Here is a 19,946-nt window from a genome sequence, read left to right as displayed (position 1 = left end):
CTTTTGCAAGCCCCCACTATAATCGGTACTCCGATTATAGTGGTGGGATGTTGACAACCATTGAGCAAAATCAGCAGTAAACTGAGATAAAGATAATAGCTTTATTTGGCGATCGCCGCTAATAGATTTTTGAATCTGCTTGGTATTGTAACCCCAACTAGCCAAAAACAAACCCAAACCAGCTAAATTATCCTGCATCTTAACTAGTTGTAGAGTTTTTAATCTATCTTCTACAAACCAAAATTTTGAGTTTTCAATTTTTAGCTTTTCTAAAAGTTGAGTGATAATTTTATACTTAGGCTGTTTACATTCTTTGCCAAAAATTGAAGTAGAAGGTATCTTAAGATTAGCTTGGGAGAGTAATTCTTCGACAAACCGCCCTTCTTTGGTGGTAATAATATAGAGAATAACCCCTTCATCTAGAGTTTTTTTGATTTTGTCAATTACCCCTGGGTAAAAGCGATGTAATGCCAGCCAGCTTCCTAAATCAGATTGAATTTGACTATCTCTTACTCCATCGAGAGTTTGGGAGATGGCGCTACTTGCTAAATTTTCTTTGTTAACTATCTGCTGACTCACGGAGTGCCAATCATCTCTAATTTCCTCTTCCCTGATACCCAATACCAAGGCGCGTAGTAATATAGGCATTTCCCAACCAGTTTCTATCACTGGTCGTAATTTGCCAAAATCCGAGGCTAAATCATCGTTAATCTTTGACTCAGGCCAAATCTGTTGATATGCCTCCTTACTACTTTGAAAATATTCAGCTAAGCCATCACAGACAACGCCATCAAAATCTAAGGCTATAATTTCTGGGGTATTATGGCTCATACTACTCAGTTAACTCCGTATTAAACTCATTAAAAGAGCGACGTTTTAACTCTACAGATTCAGACCGTGGTAGTAAATCAAATACTTCTCGCAGTACATCGTCTATTTTTTCGTAGGAAGTTTGTCCTTTAGCATTTAAAACTACCTCTCCCTGTTGATCTAAAATTACTGTTTGAGGCACTACCCCTTCATAATAGTAACCTGCTTCTGTCGGAGTATAATCCTCTTTGTTTTTCGTCAGAGAATCTACTGTGACAGGGATAATACTAGCAGCTCTACCATAAAATTCTTGTATCCGGGAAACAACAATAGAATATTGCTTACAATCACTACTATCATCTACGTAGAATACTAAAACTGCTGGCATTTCTCGGGCCCTAGTTTGAGCTAAACTTAAACGAGGAGGAACTAAAGATCCATTGCCTGCGTAGAGAATATAAATATTGCCATCGTAGAGATCATCATCAATACCAGCAGTAGCTGGTGTACTTATAGATAAGCTACAGCACAAGACTAAGATAAATATAATCAGTAATCGTTGGCACGCTGTTTTTAAATTCACAACCCTTATCCTGAATATTAATATAGATTAATCAACTTGCATATTATAACAATGAGAGTGATTGGTTGTGGCTAAATCATTGAACCATTACGCCAACGTCCAATCATTAAGGGGATTTTCTCATAAAAAAGGTTAAATAAACTTAGTTTAGATTTCCCGTCTTTACATTTGCTTAAATAATAAATAAAAGCAGAAGGATTTAACCACAACTTTTTCTGGCGTAAATATTCTACTAACTCGCTTCCTGTTAACTCAACAGTTAGAGGTTGAGGTAAATCAAGATTAGGGGGGAGAGTATTAGGATAAGCTTGGGGATCGTAGTTGGAGTTTATCCAAAAAGGTTCAGAATTTTTATAAGTTTTCGCTTCTGGATGACCGCAACCAATATTTTTAACAAAAGAAACCATGGGAGTAATATGTACCCCTTTATCGTACAAAGAGGCTAATGTGTGGGTAATATTCCAATCAGTTTGGCGATTTTTCTCCAACCAAAACTGATTGACCATAGTTAGTTTAGTTTGAATATTCAAAGGAATACGATAAAAGGAACCAAAAGGGTTATATTGACCAGCATATTTAGTAATACTTAATTTTTGCCAGCGTTCCGCCCAAAGTCCCAGACCCAAGCAAAATACTCTCTGGGATACCATAAAATCTGTAGTAATTATTTGATCAAAACCTTGAGGAATAGTAGCATAAGCGCTAACAGAAAATACTTGCTGATGATCATTATAAGCTTCTAGAAGTCTACACATTCGGTCGAAAAAAATAGGATTTGGTACAACATCATCTTCTAGATAAATTAGAGAATGATAAGTTGTGAGAACTTGATCAAATGCTGAAGTGATGTTGCGATCGCACCCTAAATTATCAGGACGATTAATGATTTCTACTGGTATACTCTTATTTAAATTTTGAAGAAGACTAAGACACTCATTGATACCCAGAAAATCTTGGTCATGGCGTGGACCATCGACAAAAGCAATGATTTGCTGTGGTAGTAGTGATTGTTTCTCAATCGCCGCTATTACTTGTGAAAGCAAATCGGGACGGTTAAAAGCAATCAACACTAGAGGAGGTAGCTTTTTGGGTAATGAGACATCATCTAAACAACGAGGTATTAACATGGATTTAACAGCTAATCAAACATTTATATTTTACGAAGTTTTCGCCAAATTCTTTGAGAGAAAGGTACTTTTTCTATATCGTCAATTTGATGCTTTGGTTGATTACTTAGTAAAGAGGCTACTAAGCCAAAAGAAGAAGCAGAAGAGTAAATTAGGCGATCGCATTTAGCCAAGAGGTACAAATCTACTAAAGCTTCTTTCCCATTTTCTATTCTATTTGAACATTCGGACCAATTCTGATGTAGTCTACTTTCATTACTAGGAAACCATTTCTCTGTGGTCACTACTTTGGGAAATTGCTGTTGAAAATCCTGTATAACTTTTTGAGAATCTGTTGCTAAAAAAATTTGGTATTGCTTATTTTTTCTGAGGGTATTTGCTACTCGCTGATAGAGTTTGCCTAAATCAATTTTCATATCTGTATAGCGAACATGAACTCCCAGGGTTGGTTGAGTTAACTTAGAACCAGCAAAGGTATCTACTCTAGCTTGTATATCTTGTTTTAACTGCAATTCTTTTTTTATGATGGTGGAGATAATTTCTATATTAGTCAATTTGGATAAATACTGAAAATCCCCTTGAAAATGCGATCGCATTTTATATGTTTTATCTGAATAAGAACAAAAAACCAGAATATCTTCAGTATAATCAAGCTTACTGACATCTATAGACATTTCTCCTTCAGTAAGATTTAGTGTTTGTTTTAAGCCTCCGAAGGATTCATCCAAGCGATTGTGCCATAAACTGGGATAAACTGATGATACATTTATTGGTAAATCATCGACATTTAGAGCTGAGGGGCAGTCAAAATACACAAAAAACGAATTAATATGGTTATCACTATAACTTCCATCTCTCCAGTCTACAACCACCTTTCTCTTCGTCATGCGCCCATACAATATCGTTGTACTCAAGGCTAAGATGCGATTACCTAATCCTGAAGATCCCTTAACAACTATATATTTACTTTTTTCCATCATTACTATAGCTTTTCATATATCTCTTTGTTTAGGAGTTGCGGAATAAGGTAAAAAACAGGGAAAAAAGAATAGTTTTAGTGATTGATTGTGTTCCCATTTTAATTTATGTTGTTTTCACTTTTATAAGAAGTTTAATGGACAAAAAGAAGGGTGTTGTTTCCTTTGTCCATTAATAAATCTCAAAGAGCTGAGTTAGATAGAAACTTCGCTTAACTCACTCGCTATATGCTCAAAAGGTTCATCAATCATTGTACTAGGTTCAAAACCTTCTTGAGCGAGCATTTCTTTAATCATCTCCTTGAGGATTTGAATACCGCGTACAGTAGGACCGATGGGTACACATAGGGAATTATAAGTTTCTCTTAAGCCTTGTAAAACCCTTTCGTCAAGAACATTCATATCTCCGGCTACTAAAGCATAACTAGCGTAGCGAAGATAATAGTCCATATCTCTCAAGCAAGCGGAATAGCGTCTAGTGGTATAAGCGTTGCCACCGGGACTAATTAATTCTGGTAACTCTTCAAATAAAGCCACGGAAGCTTGCTTAACCAAGTTAGCAGAATTAGCGTTAATCAAGGTTGCGGCTTTAATTCTTGCCGTACCTGATTCAAAATAGGATTGTAATGTATCGATCGCACTGCGATCTAGATATCGACCTGTTAAATCGTAGTTTCTAATCAAATTGGTGACTGCGTCTCGCATTAAACTCAGTTCTCCTGACTATGTTATTCTTTTATATTTACTTATCATCCCATAGGGGGTTAGTAACCTGCTAAAATTAAACCAATTAAATCAGTATTTTGATACATTTGTTTACAATTCCTGGTTTTTAGTATATTCAAATACAATTAAATGGTCAGTTTTTCTGAATTATTTGCAAATATTAAGGATTTGGTAACACTGAATACAAAATCTAGAGAGAGCAATCTCTAGGATAAATCGATACTGAGAAAAAATTTTATTATCCTTGTAATTGGAGTATAATATGGATCAAACCCCAGAAGAAATATTAAAAATGGTTCGCGATGAAAAAATTCAAATTATTGATTTAAAATTCATCGACACCCCAGGGATATGGCAACACTGTTCTTTTTATTACGATCAAATTGACGAAGACTCTTTTGATAGTGGAGTTCCTTTTGACGGATCTAGTATACGTGGTTGGAAAGCAATCAACGAATCAGATATGTGTATGGTTCCTGATCCCTCCACTGCCTGGATTGATCCCTTCATGAAAGAAAAAACTTTGAGCATGATTTGCAGTATCAAAGAACCTCGTACAGGAGAATGGTACGATCGCGATCCCCGCACCATTGCTAAAAAGGCCATTGAATTTTTACAAGAAACAGGAATAGGTGATGTAGCCTACTTTGGTCCAGAAGCAGAATTTTTTGTTTTTGATGATGTTCGCTTTGATCAAACCGAAAACAAAAGTTTTTACTATGTAGATAGTGTAGAAGGCCGTTGGAATTCTGGAAGGGAAGAAGAGGGAGGAAACCTCGGTTATAAACCCAGATACAAAGAAGGTTATTTTCCGGTTTCTCCTACTGATACCCTCCAAGACATGCGTACTGAAATGCTTTTAACTATGGCAGAATGTGGCCTACCTATTGAAAAGCATCACCATGAAGTAGCTACAGGGGGACAAAATGAGTTAGGTTTCCGATTTGCCAGCATGGTAGAAGCGGCAGACTATTTAATGACCTATAAATACGTAATTAAAAATGTCGCCAAAAAGTATGGTAAAACAGTAACTTTTATGCCTAAACCTCTATTTAATGATAATGGTTCGGGTATGCACACCCACCAATCCATTTGGAAGAATGGAGAACCTTTGTTTTGGGGTGATGGTTACGCTAATTTGAGTAAAATGGCTCTCAACTACATTGGTGGCATTCTTAAACACGCTCCAGCTTTACTAGCTTTTACTAACCCAAGCACCAACTCTTATAAGCGTCTAGTTCCTGGTTTTGAAGCTCCTGTTAACTTGGCCTATTCTCAAGGAAACCGTTCTGCTTCTATTCGTATTCCTCTATCGGGACCTAATCCTAAGGCAAAACGTCTGGAATTCCGTTGTCCAGATGCCACTTGTAACCCCTATTTAGCTTTTGCGGCTATGCTTTGTGCTGGAATCGATGGTATTAAAAATGAAATAGATCCCGGTAAGTCTTTAGATGTGGATATTTATGAGCTTACTCCTGAAGAGTTGAGTGAAATTCCTTCTACTCCTGGTTCTTTAGAGGGTGCTTTAGAAGCTTTAGAACAGGATCATTCTTTCTTGACTAATACGGGAGTATTTACTGAAGATTTTGTCAACAATTGGATTGAGTACAAGCTAGATAACGAGATTAATCCTCTCCGTTTACGTCCTCATCCCTATGAATTTTCTCTTTACTACGATGTCTAATCTCTAGAGCAGAAGGCATGAGGGCAATGCTTAAATTGTTGTCATAACCATAAATTAGGGACAGAGTTTTAAATAAAACTCTGTCCCTCTTATCGGTAGTGTAGGGATAATTAACTGGGTAAAAAAAGAGCGATCGCATACCCTCTGGAGAAGAAAGTGTCAGAACTCAGTATTCAATGTTATGTGATCATAATATAATTAATGGTGCGTTACATTTCATTAACGCACCCTACAGTTTAAATGGTGAATCCTAGATTAGGGATTTTTCCGATTACTATATTTATATTCAACTAGCAACAATATATTCTTGGATTTCACCTCTTCGTTTGCGTAGATGATTGAGGGCTTGATGTTCTAGTTGGCGTACTCTTTCCCGGGATAGATTGAGTTCTTTACCGATTTTGGCAAGAGACATCTCCTTACCATCTTTTAAACCAAAGCGAAGGATAATTACTTGTTGTTGCTGTGGTGTCAGTTCATCAAGAAGACTGCCTAAGTCTTGACGTAGTAGTTCTTGAGTGATAAATTGATCTGGCGAAGCACCATCATCTTCTAATAGTTCTGAAAGTTCGGTATCTTGGTTATCCCCTACTCTTACATCTAGAGAAATCGGTTGACGAGCAACGCTGAGATATTCTCTAATTTGTGCAGGTTGTAATTCTAATTCGTGGGCAATTTCGCTGGGAGTTGGATTTCTACCTAGTTTTTGAGATAGTTCTCTTTGGGTTCTTTTGATTTTGTTGAGTTTCTCTGTAATGTGTATTGGTAGTCTAATTGTACGACCTTGTTGAGCGATCGCCCTCGTTATTGCTTGACGAATCCACCAGTAGGCGTATGTAGAGAATTTAAACCCTTTGGTTGGATCAAATTTTTCTACACCTCTTTCTAAACCTAAACTTCCTTCTTGGATCAGGTCTAAAAATTCCATATTGCGTTTCTGATATTTTTTGGCGATCGCTACTACCAATCTTAGGTTTGCTTCGATCATTTTTCTTTTCGCCCTATTACCCTTCTCTATGACTTTTTCTAGCTCTTTTGGCTCTATTTTCGCAGCATCTGCCCATTCTTGCAGACTTGCTTCTCTTTTTAGCTTTTTCTCTAATTTTTCTTTTATTTCCAAGAGAGCCATCATTTTCTGTACTTGCTTCCCAAAAATAATTTCTTGTTCATGGGTTAGCAGAGGTACTCTACCAATCTCGTGGAGATAAGTACGAACCATATCTGCCGAGAATAGTGGTTTTTTGTTTGTGGTTGTTGCTTTGGCAGCGGGCATATCTATCTTCTTCACTCCTTTTGAGATGGTTATTGGGCTAATTTTGGTTTGCTGTTTAATCAAGTAAGTTTTAGTTAAGTTTTTTTAAATACGTAGTCATTATGACTTGTTTCTTATTTAATCTTAACTAAACTTATAGACGTTAGCAACCGTAAAAAAGTTCGTTTAATTTCGGTAAACCCGAAAGAATGACTACCAATACTAAATTACTAGAAGATCTTCATACTTCTTTTCAAATAACATATTTCCTTAATATTTGTGTTAAAATTCTAAATCTCTCAAAGCTGCTTCTGCCGCAGAAAAAACCTCTTCATCGGACATATCTTGCCACTGAGGGTCTCCGATTTCGGCATAGAAGGTTTGATCATAAGGACGAGTTCTCACAACTACAGGCATAGGTACAGCATGACCCAAAATCAGAGCTTGTTGTTTAGAATCTAATTTAGCTAGAACCGAGCGAAGTCCTTGGGCACCGGATACCCCAGTAAAAATAGCATCAATATCTTTATCGTCATTTAGTAAACAGGTAATGCGGGTTCCCACTTGAGACATAACCTCATTATCAATACCCGAAGGGCGTTGATCCACAATCAAGAGAGTCACAAAATATTTACGCATTTCCCGAGCGATTGTCCCAAAAATAGTTTGTTGTACAATACTAGGATCTAAAAAACGGTGAGCTTCTTCGATGGTAATCACTAATTGTCGGGGGCGATCCATAATATTCTTGCTTTGAAGAAACTTTTCTGCTTTTTCTACATACTTATGATGAATACGTCGGGTAATCATATTAGTAACTAGCATATAAGAAAGCAGATTCGATTGAGAACCGAACTCTACTACCACGTGTTTACCAGCATCTAGAGATTGCAAGATTTGGTCAATATAGTTATGGGCACAAGCTGAACGCATATACTTAAGATTATTCAAACGCATTAACTTACGTTGTAAAGACATAATTGAGCCTTTGTGCCCTTGTTTTTCTTCACAAAAAATTTGAATATCTTCATTAGTCATATTCAGAAGTTGTATAATCCAAGACTTGCCATATTCTGAGTACAAGATATTGGCATTATCCAAACTTGCTTCAGACAAACCCAAATCCCGGCTAACTAAACGAAGATCCTCTATTTCAATTTGATCAAAGCTCAAATATAATTCTTGGGCGTCTCTAACACCGCGACGTTTAGTTGATTTAGGATCTAAGGTATAAATTTCTATTTGTCCGGGAAAAAGCTGACGTAAACCTTTAACAGTGCTAAATTGTTTCCCTTCACTCACTGCCTCCCAGCCATATTCAGAGTGCATATCAAACATTAAATTAACGGCAGCTTGTTTACGAATAATTCCTGAAATCAAAAGACGAGTCAAAAAGGATTTACCAGTACCAGATTTACCAAAAATACCATTACTGCGCTCAACAAAACGTTCTAAATCTATACAAATAGGCACTTCCATATCCAGGGGTTGACCAATAGAAAAATTACAACGATGAGGATCATCTTCCCAACCAAACACCATCCGAAAATCTCTCTCACTAGCTTCATAAACCTCACTAAAGTGACTAGGAATAGTTTTCACGGGAAGAAGTTGAGCGTCACTACTTGATTGAACCGAAAAAGAGGCTAAACTAGTATCATGGTTTAGAGAATCTTGAGAAGTTTTTTGGCTAGTCATCTTCGGGGTTTGGCTATTACCCTCTTCCGAGGTAAGCATTAACATAGGAGATAGCTCAACTGTTCCATAAGTACCGCTACCTGCTAAAATTTGTTGTAATAAAATATCATCGGCTTGGGGGGGATTAGCAATAATTCTAGGACTAGCAGTACCCAGAGATACATCAGTAAGCAAACAAAAAAAACGTGAGCGTATTCCTAGGACTACCAAGAATTTGCCTACTCGCATGTCTTCTACAGATACATCAGCGTGCAATCTTACCTCTAAACCTTGACTCAGAGAACCTTGAATAACTAAACCTAGTGGGTGTTCTGCACTCATGGTAATATAAACACTATTTATTTTAACTATAGTCTACATTAAGAAGAAAATGAGCGATCGCCAAATATATTGTCTTTATCATAAGAATTGTCTTGACGGCTATGGTAGTGCCTTAGCTGCCTATTTAAAATTTAATCATCAAGCTGAATATATTCCTGTACAACACCAAGATCCAGTACCCAAGTTATTACCTGAGACTACAGTTTACTTACTTGATTTTTGTTATCCTCGCTCAATTATGGGGAAACTCAAAAATAATCATCAAGTTATTGTCTTAGATCATCATAAAACAGCAAAAGAAGATTTACAAGGATTTTTAGGGTTAAAAGATTCAGTTTTTGATTTACACAAGTCGGGATCGGTAATTAGTTGGGAATATTTTCATCCTCAAACAAAAATACCCTTACTGTTGCGATTGATTCAAGATCGTGATATTTGGCAGTGGCAATACCCAGAAACGGCCCCAGTTACCGCAGCTTTAATGACTCTAGGATACAATGATTTTAGCGTTTGGTTGCCATACATAGAAGATGAACAAAAAATTAATAAATTAGTTGAGTTAGGTGAGATTATCGCTAAAGCAAATGCTCATGCTGTAAAAATTCAAGCAGCAATGTCTTATTTAGGCAGATTACCAGGGAAAAAAGAGTTAATTCCCATGGTTAATACTCCTCATCTAATTGGTGAAACTTGTCACGCCTTGCTTAAAGAAGAACGATATCAAAAATATCCACTAGTAGCCGCTTGGTACACAAAAGGCTCTAAGGTATGTTATTCCTTGAGGTCAAGACCAGAATTTGATTGTTCTTCAGTAGCCCTGAGTTACGGTGGTGGAGGTCATCCCCAAGCTTCTGGCTTCTCTTGTTTGGAGATTCCTACACCAAAGTAACAAAAAAGGCAACTGAATTATTAAGAAAAGTTTATAATCGTAAAATATCAATTAGGGGTGAAAAAAAAGCCAAGAAAATGTAATCTTAATTACAAATTGCCGGATAAATTCAGGAAGATTAGCTTTTTAGTTGACATTTTTGACTTTTTTTGACAGACCTTAATAAAATATTATGTAAAGTTTAAAATCAAATTAAATTTAAAATAATGCCAAGAATACTTGTAATAGATGATGATGTAGCGATCGCCGAACTAGTTTCCATCAACTTAGAGATGGCCGGTTACGATGTTAATCAGGCAGAAGATGGGATAAAAGGTCAAGCGTTAGCTGTTCAATTACAACCAGATTTAATCATGCTTGATTTGATGCTACCAAAAGTAGACGGTTTTACAGTGTGTCAGCGTATACGCCGAGATAAGCGCACGGCTGATATTCCAGTGTTAATGCTGACAGCATTAGGACAAACTCAAGATAAAGTGGATGGCTTTAATTCGGGAGCTGATGACTACTTGACTAAACCTTTTGAAGTAGAAGAAATGCTGGTGAGGGTGAGAGCGTTACTGCGAAGAAGCGATCGCATTCCTCAAGCAGCAAAGCACTCAGAAATTCTTAATCAAGGGCCTCTGACTCTAGTACCAGAACGCTTTGAAGCAATTTGGTTCAAGAATACTATCAAGTTAACACATCTGGAGTTTGAATTACTTCACTGTTTGTTACAACGTCATGGACAAACTGTATCACCAAGTGAAATTCTCAAAGAAGTGTGGGGTTATGATCCTAATGATGATATAGAAACAATTAGAGTTCATATACGTCATTTGCGTACTAAACTAGAACCAGATCCCCGTCGTCCTCGTTATATTAAAACTGTATATGGGGCGGGTTATTGCTTAGAAATACCCAGTGGTGAAGAGTTGAAAAGTAATGAAAATTCGGCGATCGTGTAAGTGTAAAGATACTTTATGCTTTTTCAGTAACAGCTTGATTGAAGTTTATAGGGTCTTACTTTGGTTGTTATCTTCGTGTAACTCAATGAGGCTGAATAATTTAACAGCAGATTGATAGGATTCTTCAATCAGTTGTTGCTTATCTTCAGAACTATCAACTAATCCATCAGCTAACAGACGTAATGATCCTAGGAGAGAATTTAAACGATTTCGGGCTTGATGAGACAAATCGGCAGTAATGCTTCTTTTTTCCTTTTCTAAATCTGCAAATTGTGTTTGATAGAGTTGAGCATATTTTCCCGAGGTTTTCAGTAATTTTTGATGGGTGCCCACTTCAATCATTTTTCCTTTTTCTAAGACGATAATTTGTTCAGCTTTTTTGATGGTCGAAAGTCTATGGGCAATAATAATAGTGGTGCGGTCTTTAGCTAGTCTCTCCACTGCTTCTTGAACTACTTTTTCGGAAACTGTATCTAAGGCACTAGTCGCTTCATCAAAAATGAGAATATCTGGATTTCTCAGTAAGGCACGAGCGATCGCCATTCTTTGTTTTTGTCCTCCTGATAATAATACCCCGCGATCGCCTATCTTTGTATTAAACCCTTGGGGTAGTTGCATGATAAATTCATAGGCATTAGCATTTTTCGCCGCACTAATTATCTCTGCTTCACTTACCTCTTTTATTCCATAAGACAGATTATAACTCACTGTATTGTTGAATAAAAATGTATCTTGACTTACTACCCCAATCTTTTGATGTAAGCTTGTTAAATCAAACTCTCGTAAATCAATACCATCTATAGTAATTTTTCCTGCCGTTGGGTCATATAATCGTATAATTAAATCAGCAATAGTTGATTTTCCTGCTCCTGAAGTACCTACTAAGGCAGTAGTTTTTCCTTTAGGAATAGAAAAACTAATATTATCGAGAACTAATCTTTGATGATTAGGGTATACAAATTTTACTGACTCAAAATGGAGCTCTCTTTGAATTCCTTGATACTGCTTACTGCCATTTTTTAAAAATAACTTATTTTCCCTAGATAATAAATTAACTACTCTTTCGACACTAGCCTCATTTCGAGCTAATTGGCTTCTCAAAGTATTTAACTGATTAAAATAGGGAATCAGTCTAAATAAAATAGCTAAATAAACTAGAACCAAGCTACTCATTGATTGAAACTGACTTAAAAAAAGATATTTACCAACAACAATTAAGCTAAGAATTACCAAAACTCCTAAGGTTTCATTTATTGGACTAATTATACTAGAAAAAAACTGAGATTGAAATTGTAGATTTTCTCTTTCTTCGTAAATATCTTTAAGTTTTTCATATTCTTTTATTTCGGTATTAAATATCTTAATCAATCTAATTCCCATTAAAAATTCTATAAAATTATTAGCATATTCTTTGATTTTTTCTGTAAGTTTTACTCCATAAAATTTAGAGCGTTTAACTATTAACTGATTTAAAAAACCAGTGATTGTTAATAATATGGTTGTAAAAATAGTTAATTTCCAAGATATCGACAGAAGTACCCAGATATATGAAAAAATAGAAATTACAGTAATTATTAATTTTACTTTGAATTGAATTGATCCAGAGGTTTTAAATATTTCCCCAGTATTATCACTGATAATGGTTCCTATTTGATTTTGATTAAAATAATCTATACTTACCTCACATAAATTTCTTAAAGCTCTATTCAATAGTTGTTTGCTAATATTTTGATTAAGTTTAAAACTAGCTAAATTCGATAGTAAATTAGTTATATTTTTAATAAAAACTGATAAAAATACCAAGGATACCATAATTAATATTTTAATATTTTCAGGATATTGTTCTAAATAATTAATAATAATTTCAAATACTTTTACCCCTCGAATACTATTTTCTTGTCCTAAAATAATTAAAACAGTTGGTATAATCAATGTTGTTCCTATACCATTAAAAATAGATCCAGAAAGACCAAATATAACTGTAAGAGATACTAATAATTTGTTTTCCCAGAGATATTTTAACTGTAATTGGTCAGAACTATTCATATTTTTCAGTTAATTGTAGTGATTACTTTTGCTAAGATTTCTGACATTTTCTCGATACTATATTCCTGAACACATCTAATCCTTGCTTGTTGAGCTTTGATAGTAGCTTCTTGGGGATGATTAAAAATCCAAGTAATTTGTCGAGCTATTTCTTCAGGAGAATCAGGAGAAACTAGATAACCAGTATCACCCAAAATAATAGGAATATCTCCAACAGTGGTGGCTAAAATTGGTTTAGCCATAGCCATAGCGTCAGTTAACTTTAGAGGAAATTGGGCAAAGGCGGCAGGAGTATTGCGTTGAGGGACAACAATTAAGTCGGCACATGATACAATCTCAGGCATAGAAGTATAGGGTGATTTAGGCAACTTAATAATCCAGCGTCCCCATTTTTGTAATAATTCCTGATCATATTGATCATAAGGGCTACCACCAACGATAACCAATCTTAAATTGCTTTGATTTAAATTGTCTAAAGCGATTAAGACATCTTCTAATCCTTTGTAAGGACGTGGAGCACCGGGAAACATTAAGATTTTATAGTTAGCTAAACCATATTTAATTTTACTAGCATGAGCATCATATTTATCTGGATTAAACAATTCTACATCCTTACCATTAGGAATATATGTACCGCCAAAACGCTGTTGTAAGAAGTTATTATGAACAGTTATAACATTAGCAGCAAAAGTAAGTTTTTCCATATAGCGGAGATAGAGAGGATGATCTGGATATCTCAAGATACCATTTTTTTTGAGTAAATCTTTAGCTAATTGTAAAGGATGAGGACGATAAGACCATTGTTCTCCACCATACCAACTCAATTCCCAATCATCGATATCTAATAACAGAGGGCGTTGTCTGTGTAAAATCTTTTTGAGTAGGGCGATGCCAAAACTACTAGGTTTAAGTTTGACAGCGTAAATAATGTCGCCATCAATTTTGGGTAACAGTTGTCTAACGGAACGAAAAAAACCGGAGGTATATTCACAAGGAATGGCTACTAGGGGAAAATTGGAGGTATTTGGAGGCAAATCAGCACTATTAAAGGCAATGCCACATAACTCCACCTGATAGCCGAGATTTTCCAATGCTTGAGCTAGTAAGAATGGTCTAACTCCTCCACCCCAACGATTAGCGCCTTGGGCAGAAAGATCGCTAACAACTAGAGAAATTTTAGTCAATTTTGTTAGTCTAAAAGTGTTGTTCTCTGTAAATTATAGTTCAATTGATTATGGATATAGAATTAATTCCGGTTTTGTCTGATAATTATATTTTTCTGTTGCAGGATCCCTCAACTCAAACAGCAGCGGTGGTAGATCCTGCGGTAGCTGAACCAGTGTTAAATTATCTAGAAAAACACAAGTTAAAGTTAGTAGCGATTTTTAATACTCATCATCATGGGGATCATGTAGGGGGAAATCGCGAATTACTAAATCATTTTCCAAAGTTACATATTTACGGTGGCGCTGAAGACAAAGGTAGAATTCCCGGTCAACAAACTTATCTCCAAGAAGGAGATACCGTAGAGTTTGCGGGAAAAGTTGGGGAGGTTTTCTTTGTGCCGGGGCATACTTATGGACATATAGCCTACTATTTTCCTCCGGTAGAAGGTGAAAGTAGAGGAGACTTATTTTGTGGCGATACTCTGTTTGCAGGAGGCTGTGGGCGACTATTTGAAGGCACACCAGGTCAAATGTTGCAGTCTTTAGCTAAATTGCGATCGCTTCCAGAAAATACTAGAGTTTGGTGTGCCCACGAGTATACCCTCAATAATTTAGCCTTTGCCTTGACGGTGGAGTCTGATAATGTAGAATTGCAAAAACGCTATCAACTGGTTCAACAGCAACGTAACCAAGGTATAAGTACGATTCCTACCTATATAGGTATAGAAAAAACTACTAATCCCTTTTTACGCTGGGATACATCTAGGTTACAAATTACAGCTAAAAGTCAAGATCCAGTAACAGTTTTTGGACGTATCCGTCAACTAAAAGATAATTACTAAATTTTAGAACCTAGATAAATTTGCTGACCTTCGAGGAGACCATATTTTTTTGTTTCCTCTGGGCTTAATTTTTCCAGAAAGCTATCTATTTTGACTTGAAAACCGGCTTTAGTTAATTTTTCCAGATAATCTCGACCATATATTCTCAGATGATCTTTTTGTCCGAACAATTTTTCTCTTTCTTCAGGAGAGGTTACACTTGGGTCTTCAAAAGTAACTTCTCGATTTAAATCGATAGGCACTTGTAAAATTGCCCATCCTTTGGGTTTAAGTACTCTGAATAACTCTAACATAGCTTGATGATCATCTGGTATGTGTTCTAATACATGATTGCAAATAATCACATCAAAATTATTATCAGGATAATTAATCTGAGTTATGTCCATTTTCACCATCGCCGAATCTGATTCTAAATCGGCACTGAGATAATCTATATTAGGTAAAGATAAAAATTTTTTTTGGAACCAGTCTTCTGGAGCAATATGTAAAAGAGAGAGAGAATCAGTAAAAAGATTAGTTTGCCTTTGTAAATACAACCATAATAGGCGATGCCTTTCTAGAGATTCACATTTTGGACATTTAGCATTTTCTCTAATTTTGATGGCGCCATAGGGCAGAAATTGGCTAAAACTTCCTTCACAACAGGGACATTTATAGTTATTTCCGGCATATTTCCAACTTTGCCAATAGCTTCGCCAGACTCTGCGCACTTGCTTACTAAATCGTTGATATTCTTGACGCCATGACCATAATTTAGCTCGTTGTTCTTCCTTTAACAGTTCTTTGGCGACCAATTTTATTGCCTTCATTTAGTTTTAGCTCCCAAAACAATGTTATAATTATAACTTTGTCTTATACAGTTGGGAAACCAATAAGTAATAATTTTTAGAGGTATTTTAGTTCAGATGGCCAAGAAAATACAACTTCTTTTAAATCAAAATGTCAATAAACTAGGTAAAAGAGGTGACTTAGTAGATGTAGCCCCAGGTTATGCTCGTAACTATCTCATTCCCAATGGTTTAGGGGTTTTAGCTACAACCGGAGTGCTGAAGCAAGTAGAACAAAGAAAAGAAAAAGAGCAACAAAGAATTATCGCAGAAAAACAAGCAGCAGAAGCTCGCAAAACTTCTTTACAAACAATCGGTCGCTTTGTCATTCGCAAACAGGAGGGAGAAAATCAGGCTATCTTTGGTACAGTAACTACTCAAGATGTTGCTGACTCAATCAAAGCAATGACTAATCAAGACATTGATAGACGTAACATTACACTTCCCGAAATTAGCAAAATTGGTTTCTACGAAGCTGAAGTTAAACTACATCCTGAGGTTTCTGCTACCATAGAAATTCAAGTGGCACCTTTATAAACTAAAGTTAAGAGCCTCACTACTACTAAAAAATGTAGAGAAATGTGAGGCCAAAGCCTGAAGATGCGCTAATTTAAGTAATAATTATGAAGTTACCATCATTAGATTCTGAAACTATTAGTCGGGTTATTGAAATGGCTTGGGAAGATAGAACTCCTTTTGATGCTATAGAAGCACAATATGGACTTTCTGAAGCTCAAGTTATTGCTTTAATGCGTCGTGAAATGAAGTCATCAAGCTTTTTTAAAATGTGGCGAAAGCGAGTATCTAATCGTTCTACGAAGCATTTAGGCAAAAGAAGTTTTATGGTAGGCAGATTTAAGTCAGATAATCAGAAGTAACCTTGTTAAAATATATAAAGTTTACCGCAATCTAAGCATTTTGTATTAATACTACAATGAGTTATAGAATAAAATAAAAATAGTAACTACTACTTTGTCATTTACTTGGTTCATATATAGTTATACTCATTCACAAAAAATGCTTATGATTCGCCGTAGTTTTTTATTTTGCTTAGGTTTATTCGCTTCTAAATATCTAACAGAGTACGTGCTAGGAATTTTCAACGGAAAAACAAAGGCGGTAAACATAGCTTCTGCCGAGATTAGTAAATATAAACAGAAGCAGTTGCCTGGTAATCCTATAATAGATGTTCAACCGCCTCCCGCTCCGGTTATTGAGCCACCAGCAACCTCCCCAACTCCTACTAACACTCCTGCTCCCAAACCAATTGAATTTGTCAAAAAAACAATTAAGGGGACACCTCTATATCAAACAACCATAAATCTCCAAGATTCTGAACAACTCTTAACTATTGGTTTAGCTAATCAAGCTAATCAAGCAAATAATCATATTACCTCGGCAGGAGATGAAGATTTTGCCCAAATGGTTAAGCGTCATCAAGCTGCTGTAGTAATTAATGGTACTTTTTTCAGTAAAGATGAAGAAAAAAGAGTTTTAGGTAATATGGTGGCGGAGGGAAAATTTCTTAAATATAGTCGCTGGGAGAACTATGGAACTACTTTGGGGATTAAAGCTGGGAATCAGTTAGAGATGGTTACCGCTAGAACTGAAGGACAGCCAAACTGGCAGGAGCATTGGTTTTCTCTTACCTGTGGACCGAGATTACTAAAAGATGGTCAAATATGGCTTAATCCTACTAGTGAAGGTTTTAAAGATCCCCATGTGTTTGATCGCGGCTGGCGTACTGCGATTGGATACCCCCCTAGTGGTACTGAAATTTATTTAGTTACTTTTGACGCGATCTTATCTTTAGAAGAAGAAGCGGAGTTAATGAAAGCTCTGGGTTGTAGTGAGGCGATGAATTTAGATGGAGGAGCTTCTAGATCTTTAGCTCATCGCCATCAAATAATTGTTCCTGCTGGACGCAAATTAACCAATGTTTTGGTTGTTTATGATGTGCTCAATCCTGCTCCTGAAAATCTCAAGAGTAGTTGGCATCGTTTTCAACAGGGAGAACGTCCAATTATTCCTAGTTAGGTCTCCTGTTTGATTATAAGATAATCAATGGTGCGTTACATTTCATTAACGCACCCTACAGTAGCTGGGGAGGGAGTATCAAAAGCTGTATCTTTGTTCTTGCCAAGGTTCACCTCGACGATGATAGCCGTTTTTTTCCCAAAAACCTAACTCTTCATTACCCAAAAATTCAATGCCGTTTATCCATTTTGCACTTTTCCAGGCGTATAAATGGGGAACCACTAGGCGCATGGGTCCACCGTGCTCTGATGCTAGAGGTTCACCGTACAGGGTATGGGCAAAGAAGTTATTATCAATAGCAAAGTCTGACCAAGCAAGATTAGTTGTATAACCTCCATAACAATGAAGCAAGACATGCTGAACTGGCTCTTTTAACTCTACTTGAGTTAAAAAATCAGTTACTTTTACCCCCTTCCACTGCACATCCAATTTTGACCACCGAGTAACACAATGAAAGTCTTCTGTAAATTCAGCTTGAGGAAGAGCGAGGAAATCTGACCACAGGAAGGTCTTATCTGGGGCTAATCCCCAAACTTTTAGTTGCCACTCTTGAGTATTTACCTGGGGAATGTCTCCATAGGTTAATACTGGGAATCCTTTAGCTAAATACTGACCTGGAGGAACGCGATCGCTTTGAGTGGAGTCAGGTTTTTGGAAATATTTTTGTCCCATAACTAAAAAAGAATGATGAACTATATATAATCTTAGCTTTTATTCTTCTTCTTCTTCTTGGTCTTGTGGATACATAAATCCTTTGGAGCGTCCTGTTAACACTGATTTACCTAGAGACAGTGCTTTTTGTGCCTCTAGAGCCGCTTTGCGTTTCCAGTGTGCTTTACGCTGATTACGTTTAGTTTTTGATGTTTTCTTCTTAGGAACAGCCATAGTTTATCAATGACAATACAACCTTTCTATCATAGCAAAAATCCTAATAATCATCATCTTCGCCTAGTTCTTCTGTTAATTCTGCTAAGGTATTATATTTAGCTTGATCTTGCAAGTGTTGATGTTTACTTCTGCGGGAGCGACGTCTATATTTTTTTGTTTCTAGCTTAGGTTCATAGTAGGCTTCACCTAGTTCGCCAATTTTCACTTTTAGGGTAGATTCTTGATTAGGCCGTTGTTGTTCTTGTTCGTTAGCGGCGATCGCCTCTGAGAGAAATTTTAGATAATGTTCATAGCGTTCCCAATCACCTCGTACTATACAATTAGGTTCATCGCGATGGAGACAGTCACTAAATTGACAATGATTATCTTTGAGTCTCTTTCTAATTTCTGGAAAGTATTCTGCTACTTGACTTGGTAAACAGTGAAGATCTGGTTGATTAAACCCTGGACTGTCGGCGATCAAGCCGTTTCCTGGTAGGGGAAATAACTCTACATGGCGAGTGGTATGACGACCATGATTAAGTTTTCCAGAAACCGTATTAACGCGCTGAGTAACTGTGGGAATCAAGTAATTGATTAGGGTTGATTTTCCTACACCTGAAGGACCTGCTAAGATGCTTATTTTGTCTTCTAATCTTGACAGTAGTTCTTTTGTGCCTGTTTTCTGGGTTACGCTTACCATAATTGGTTCATAACCCCAACTACTCAGAGTTGACTCCCAGTATTGTTTTTCTGATTCACTAGCTAAATCTGCTTTATTCAAGCTTAGAGTTAGGGGAATTCCTGTTGATTCTGCTTTAACCAGAAAGCGACTTAACTGCCAAGCATCCAGGGGGGGTTGTTTTAGGGCAAATACTAGGAGTAGATGGTCTAGATTAGCGATCGCTGGTCGTAGGATCTTACTCTTTCTCTGTAACACAGAAATTATCGACCCTCTGCTATCGCTATTGGGAGGTTCTATCACTTTTACCCTGTCCCCCACCATTACCTTTTGTCCAGTTTTTTTCAGACGACTACGTCTTGTGCATAGTATTTCTCTGGTTTCAGTCTGGACAAAGTAGTAATTTGCTTGGATTGCCATTACTGTACCTATGAGTTCTTTTTCCTGCTGGTGGTTTTGACTCAT

General features: G+C 36.5%; 20 protein-coding genes. 7 read left to right on the top strand and 13 right to left on the bottom strand.

What is annotated here, in order from left to right:
• The 5 genes from MW688_RS01600 to apcB form a co-directional block, all read right to left on the bottom strand.
• On the bottom strand, positions 1-831 hold an 831-nt coding region (locus MW688_RS01600), incomplete at its 3' end, for an HAD family hydrolase (protein WP_486734158.1).
• A gap of 1 nt (position 832) precedes the next feature.
• Positions 833-1,402 (bottom strand): thylakoid membrane photosystem I accumulation factor, encoded by a 570-nt coding sequence (locus MW688_RS01595; protein WP_486734160.1) that lies wholly within the window; start codon positions 1,400-1,402, stop codon positions 833-835.
• Between the two features lie 62 nt (positions 1,403-1,464).
• On the bottom strand, positions 1,465-2,520 hold the full coding sequence (locus MW688_RS01590; protein ID WP_486734157.1) for a glycosyltransferase family 2 protein: 1,056 nt from the start codon (positions 2,518-2,520) through the stop codon (positions 1,465-1,467).
• Between the two features lie 23 nt (positions 2,521-2,543).
• Positions 2,544-3,500, bottom strand: coding sequence for a nodulation protein NodZ (locus MW688_RS01585; protein WP_486734156.1), 957 nt, complete (start codon positions 3,498-3,500; stop codon positions 2,544-2,546).
• 192 nt (positions 3,501-3,692) lie between these two features.
• Positions 3,693-4,202 carry an allophycocyanin subunit beta gene (apcB, locus tag MW688_RS01580; RefSeq protein WP_486734155.1) on the bottom strand — a complete coding sequence of 170 codons (510 nt, stop codon included), beginning with the start codon at positions 4,200-4,202 and terminating at the stop codon, positions 3,693-3,695.
• Between the two features lie 283 nt (positions 4,203-4,485).
• On the opposite strand from apcB, the gene glnA reads away from it, so the two are divergent.
• Positions 4,486-5,907 carry a type I glutamate--ammonia ligase gene (gene glnA / locus MW688_RS01575; protein ID WP_486734154.1) on the top strand — a complete coding sequence of 474 codons (1,422 nt, stop codon included), beginning with the start codon at positions 4,486-4,488 and terminating at the stop codon, positions 5,905-5,907.
• Between the two features lie 286 nt (positions 5,908-6,193).
• On the opposite strand, the gene MW688_RS01570 is transcribed toward glnA, so the two are convergent.
• Complete coding sequence (locus MW688_RS01570) at positions 6,194-7,180, bottom strand: RNA polymerase sigma factor, RpoD/SigA family (RefSeq protein ID WP_486734153.1); 987 nt, start codon at positions 7,178-7,180, stop codon at positions 6,194-6,196.
• Between the two features lie 261 nt (positions 7,181-7,441).
• On the bottom strand, positions 7,442-9,178 hold the full coding sequence (locus tag MW688_RS01565; protein WP_486734152.1) for a helicase HerA domain-containing protein: 1,737 nt from the start codon (positions 9,176-9,178) through the stop codon (positions 7,442-7,444).
• 49 nt (positions 9,179-9,227) lie between these two features.
• On the opposite strand from MW688_RS01565, the gene MW688_RS01560 reads away from it, so the two are divergent.
• Both MW688_RS01560 and MW688_RS01555 read left to right on the top strand, forming a co-directional pair.
• A complete protein-coding gene (locus MW688_RS01560; RefSeq protein ID WP_486734151.1) occupies positions 9,228-10,067 on the top strand; it encodes a hypothetical protein in 840 nt (279 codons plus the stop codon).
• 206 nt (positions 10,068-10,273) lie between these two features.
• Complete coding sequence (locus tag MW688_RS01555) at positions 10,274-11,014, top strand: response regulator transcription factor (protein WP_486734149.1); 741 nt, start codon at positions 10,274-10,276, stop codon at positions 11,012-11,014.
• A gap of 45 nt (positions 11,015-11,059) precedes the next feature.
• Here the strand turns inward: MW688_RS01555 and MW688_RS01550 are convergent, their stop codons facing one another.
• Positions 11,060-13,060 carry an ABC transporter ATP-binding protein gene (locus MW688_RS01550; protein WP_486734148.1) on the bottom strand — a complete coding sequence of 667 codons (2,001 nt, stop codon included), beginning with the start codon at positions 13,058-13,060 and terminating at the stop codon, positions 11,060-11,062.
• Between the two features lie 5 nt (positions 13,061-13,065).
• Positions 13,066-14,244: a glycosyltransferase family 4 protein gene (locus MW688_RS01545; RefSeq protein ID WP_486734147.1), complete on the bottom strand. Its 1,179-nt coding sequence runs from the start codon at positions 14,242-14,244 to the stop codon at positions 13,066-13,068.
• A gap of 50 nt (positions 14,245-14,294) precedes the next feature.
• On the opposite strand from MW688_RS01545, the gene gloB reads away from it, so the two are divergent.
• Positions 14,295-15,068, top strand: coding sequence for a hydroxyacylglutathione hydrolase (gene gloB / locus MW688_RS01540; RefSeq protein ID WP_486734146.1), 774 nt, complete (start codon positions 14,295-14,297; stop codon positions 15,066-15,068).
• Here gloB and MW688_RS01535 read toward each other — a convergent pair.
• Entirely contained in the window at positions 15,065-15,877 is an 813-nt protein-coding gene (locus MW688_RS01535; protein WP_486734145.1) for a class I SAM-dependent methyltransferase, read from the bottom strand. The two genes, gloB and MW688_RS01535, sit on opposite strands and share 4 nt — an antisense overlap.
• Positions 15,878-15,973: 96 nt before the next feature.
• On the opposite strand from MW688_RS01535, the gene rplI reads away from it, so the two are divergent.
• The 3 genes from rplI (at position 15,974) to MW688_RS01520 (ending at position 17,932) form a co-directional block, all read left to right on the top strand.
• Positions 15,974-16,432: a 50S ribosomal protein L9 gene (rplI, locus tag MW688_RS01530; RefSeq protein WP_486734144.1), complete on the top strand. Its 459-nt coding sequence runs from the start codon at positions 15,974-15,976 to the stop codon at positions 16,430-16,432.
• 86 nt (positions 16,433-16,518) lie between these two features.
• Positions 16,519-16,773, top strand: coding sequence for a TIGR03643 family protein (locus MW688_RS01525; RefSeq protein WP_486734143.1), 255 nt, complete (start codon positions 16,519-16,521; stop codon positions 16,771-16,773).
• Positions 16,774-16,918: 145 nt separating this feature from the next.
• Positions 16,919-17,932, top strand: a complete 1,014-nt coding sequence (locus MW688_RS01520; protein ID WP_486734142.1) for a phosphodiester glycosidase family protein — start codon at positions 16,919-16,921, stop codon at positions 17,930-17,932.
• 78 nt (positions 17,933-18,010) lie between these two features.
• On the opposite strand, the gene MW688_RS01515 is transcribed toward MW688_RS01520, so the two are convergent.
• Genes MW688_RS01515 through rsgA form a run of 3 tightly spaced genes read right to left on the bottom strand, consistent with a single transcriptional unit; the run spans position 18,011 to position 19,946 of the window.
• Positions 18,011-18,604, bottom strand: a complete 594-nt coding sequence (locus MW688_RS01515; protein ID WP_486734141.1) for a sulfite oxidase-like oxidoreductase — start codon at positions 18,602-18,604, stop codon at positions 18,011-18,013.
• Between the two features lie 39 nt (positions 18,605-18,643).
• Positions 18,644-18,817, bottom strand: coding sequence for a 50S ribosomal protein L32 (gene rpmF, locus MW688_RS01510; RefSeq protein ID WP_486734140.1), 174 nt, complete (start codon positions 18,815-18,817; stop codon positions 18,644-18,646).
• A gap of 43 nt (positions 18,818-18,860) precedes the next feature.
• On the bottom strand, positions 18,861-19,946 hold the full coding sequence (gene rsgA, locus MW688_RS01505; protein WP_486734139.1) for a small ribosomal subunit biogenesis GTPase RsgA: 1,086 nt from the start codon (positions 19,944-19,946) through the stop codon (positions 18,861-18,863).

The organism is Johannesbaptistia floridana, assembly GCF_057440575.1.
The sequence above is the reverse complement of the archived record's forward strand: the minus strand, read 5'-3'. Positions and strand labels throughout refer to the sequence as shown.

What these genes read in the sequence shown, in the direction of transcription:
- MW688_RS01590 (WP_486734157.1), bottom strand. Translation starts at nt 2,520, where the DNA reads ATGTTAATACCTCGTTGTTTAGATGATGTCTCATTACCCAAAAAGCTA.
- MW688_RS01585 (WP_486734156.1), bottom strand. Translation starts at nt 3,500, where the DNA reads ATGATGGAAAAAAGTAAATATATAGTTGTTAAGGGATCTTCAGGATTA.
- apcB (WP_486734155.1), bottom strand. Translation starts at nt 4,202, where the DNA reads ATGCGAGACGCAGTCACCAATTTGATTAGAAACTACGATTTAACAGGT.
- glnA (WP_486734154.1), top strand. Translation starts at nt 4,486, where the DNA reads ATGGATCAAACCCCAGAAGAAATATTAAAAATGGTTCGCGATGAAAAA.
- MW688_RS01570 (WP_486734153.1), bottom strand. Translation starts at nt 7,180, where the DNA reads ATGCCCGCTGCCAAAGCAACAACCACAAACAAAAAACCACTATTCTCG.
- MW688_RS01565 (WP_486734152.1), bottom strand. Translation starts at nt 9,178, where the DNA reads ATGAGTGCAGAACACCCACTAGGTTTAGTTATTCAAGGTTCTCTGAGT.
- MW688_RS01560 (WP_486734151.1), top strand. Translation starts at nt 9,228, where the DNA reads ATGAGCGATCGCCAAATATATTGTCTTTATCATAAGAATTGTCTTGAC.
- MW688_RS01555 (WP_486734149.1), top strand. Translation starts at nt 10,274, where the DNA reads ATGCCAAGAATACTTGTAATAGATGATGATGTAGCGATCGCCGAACTA.
- MW688_RS01550 (WP_486734148.1), bottom strand. Translation starts at nt 13,060, where the DNA reads ATGAATAGTTCTGACCAATTACAGTTAAAATATCTCTGGGAAAACAAA.
- gloB (WP_486734146.1), top strand. Translation starts at nt 14,295, where the DNA reads ATGGATATAGAATTAATTCCGGTTTTGTCTGATAATTATATTTTTCTG.
- MW688_RS01535 (WP_486734145.1), bottom strand. Translation starts at nt 15,877, where the DNA reads ATGAAGGCAATAAAATTGGTCGCCAAAGAACTGTTAAAGGAAGAACAA.
- rplI (WP_486734144.1), top strand. Translation starts at nt 15,974, where the DNA reads ATGGCCAAGAAAATACAACTTCTTTTAAATCAAAATGTCAATAAACTA.
- MW688_RS01525 (WP_486734143.1), top strand. Translation starts at nt 16,519, where the DNA reads ATGAAGTTACCATCATTAGATTCTGAAACTATTAGTCGGGTTATTGAA.
- MW688_RS01520 (WP_486734142.1), top strand. Translation starts at nt 16,919, where the DNA reads ATGATTCGCCGTAGTTTTTTATTTTGCTTAGGTTTATTCGCTTCTAAA.
- MW688_RS01515 (WP_486734141.1), bottom strand. Translation starts at nt 18,604, where the DNA reads ATGGGACAAAAATATTTCCAAAAACCTGACTCCACTCAAAGCGATCGC.
- rpmF (WP_486734140.1), bottom strand. Translation starts at nt 18,817, where the DNA reads ATGGCTGTTCCTAAGAAGAAAACATCAAAAACTAAACGTAATCAGCGT.
- rsgA (WP_486734139.1), bottom strand. Translation starts at nt 19,946, where the DNA reads ATGAGTCAAAACCACCAGCAGGAAAAAGAACTCATAGGTACAGTAATG.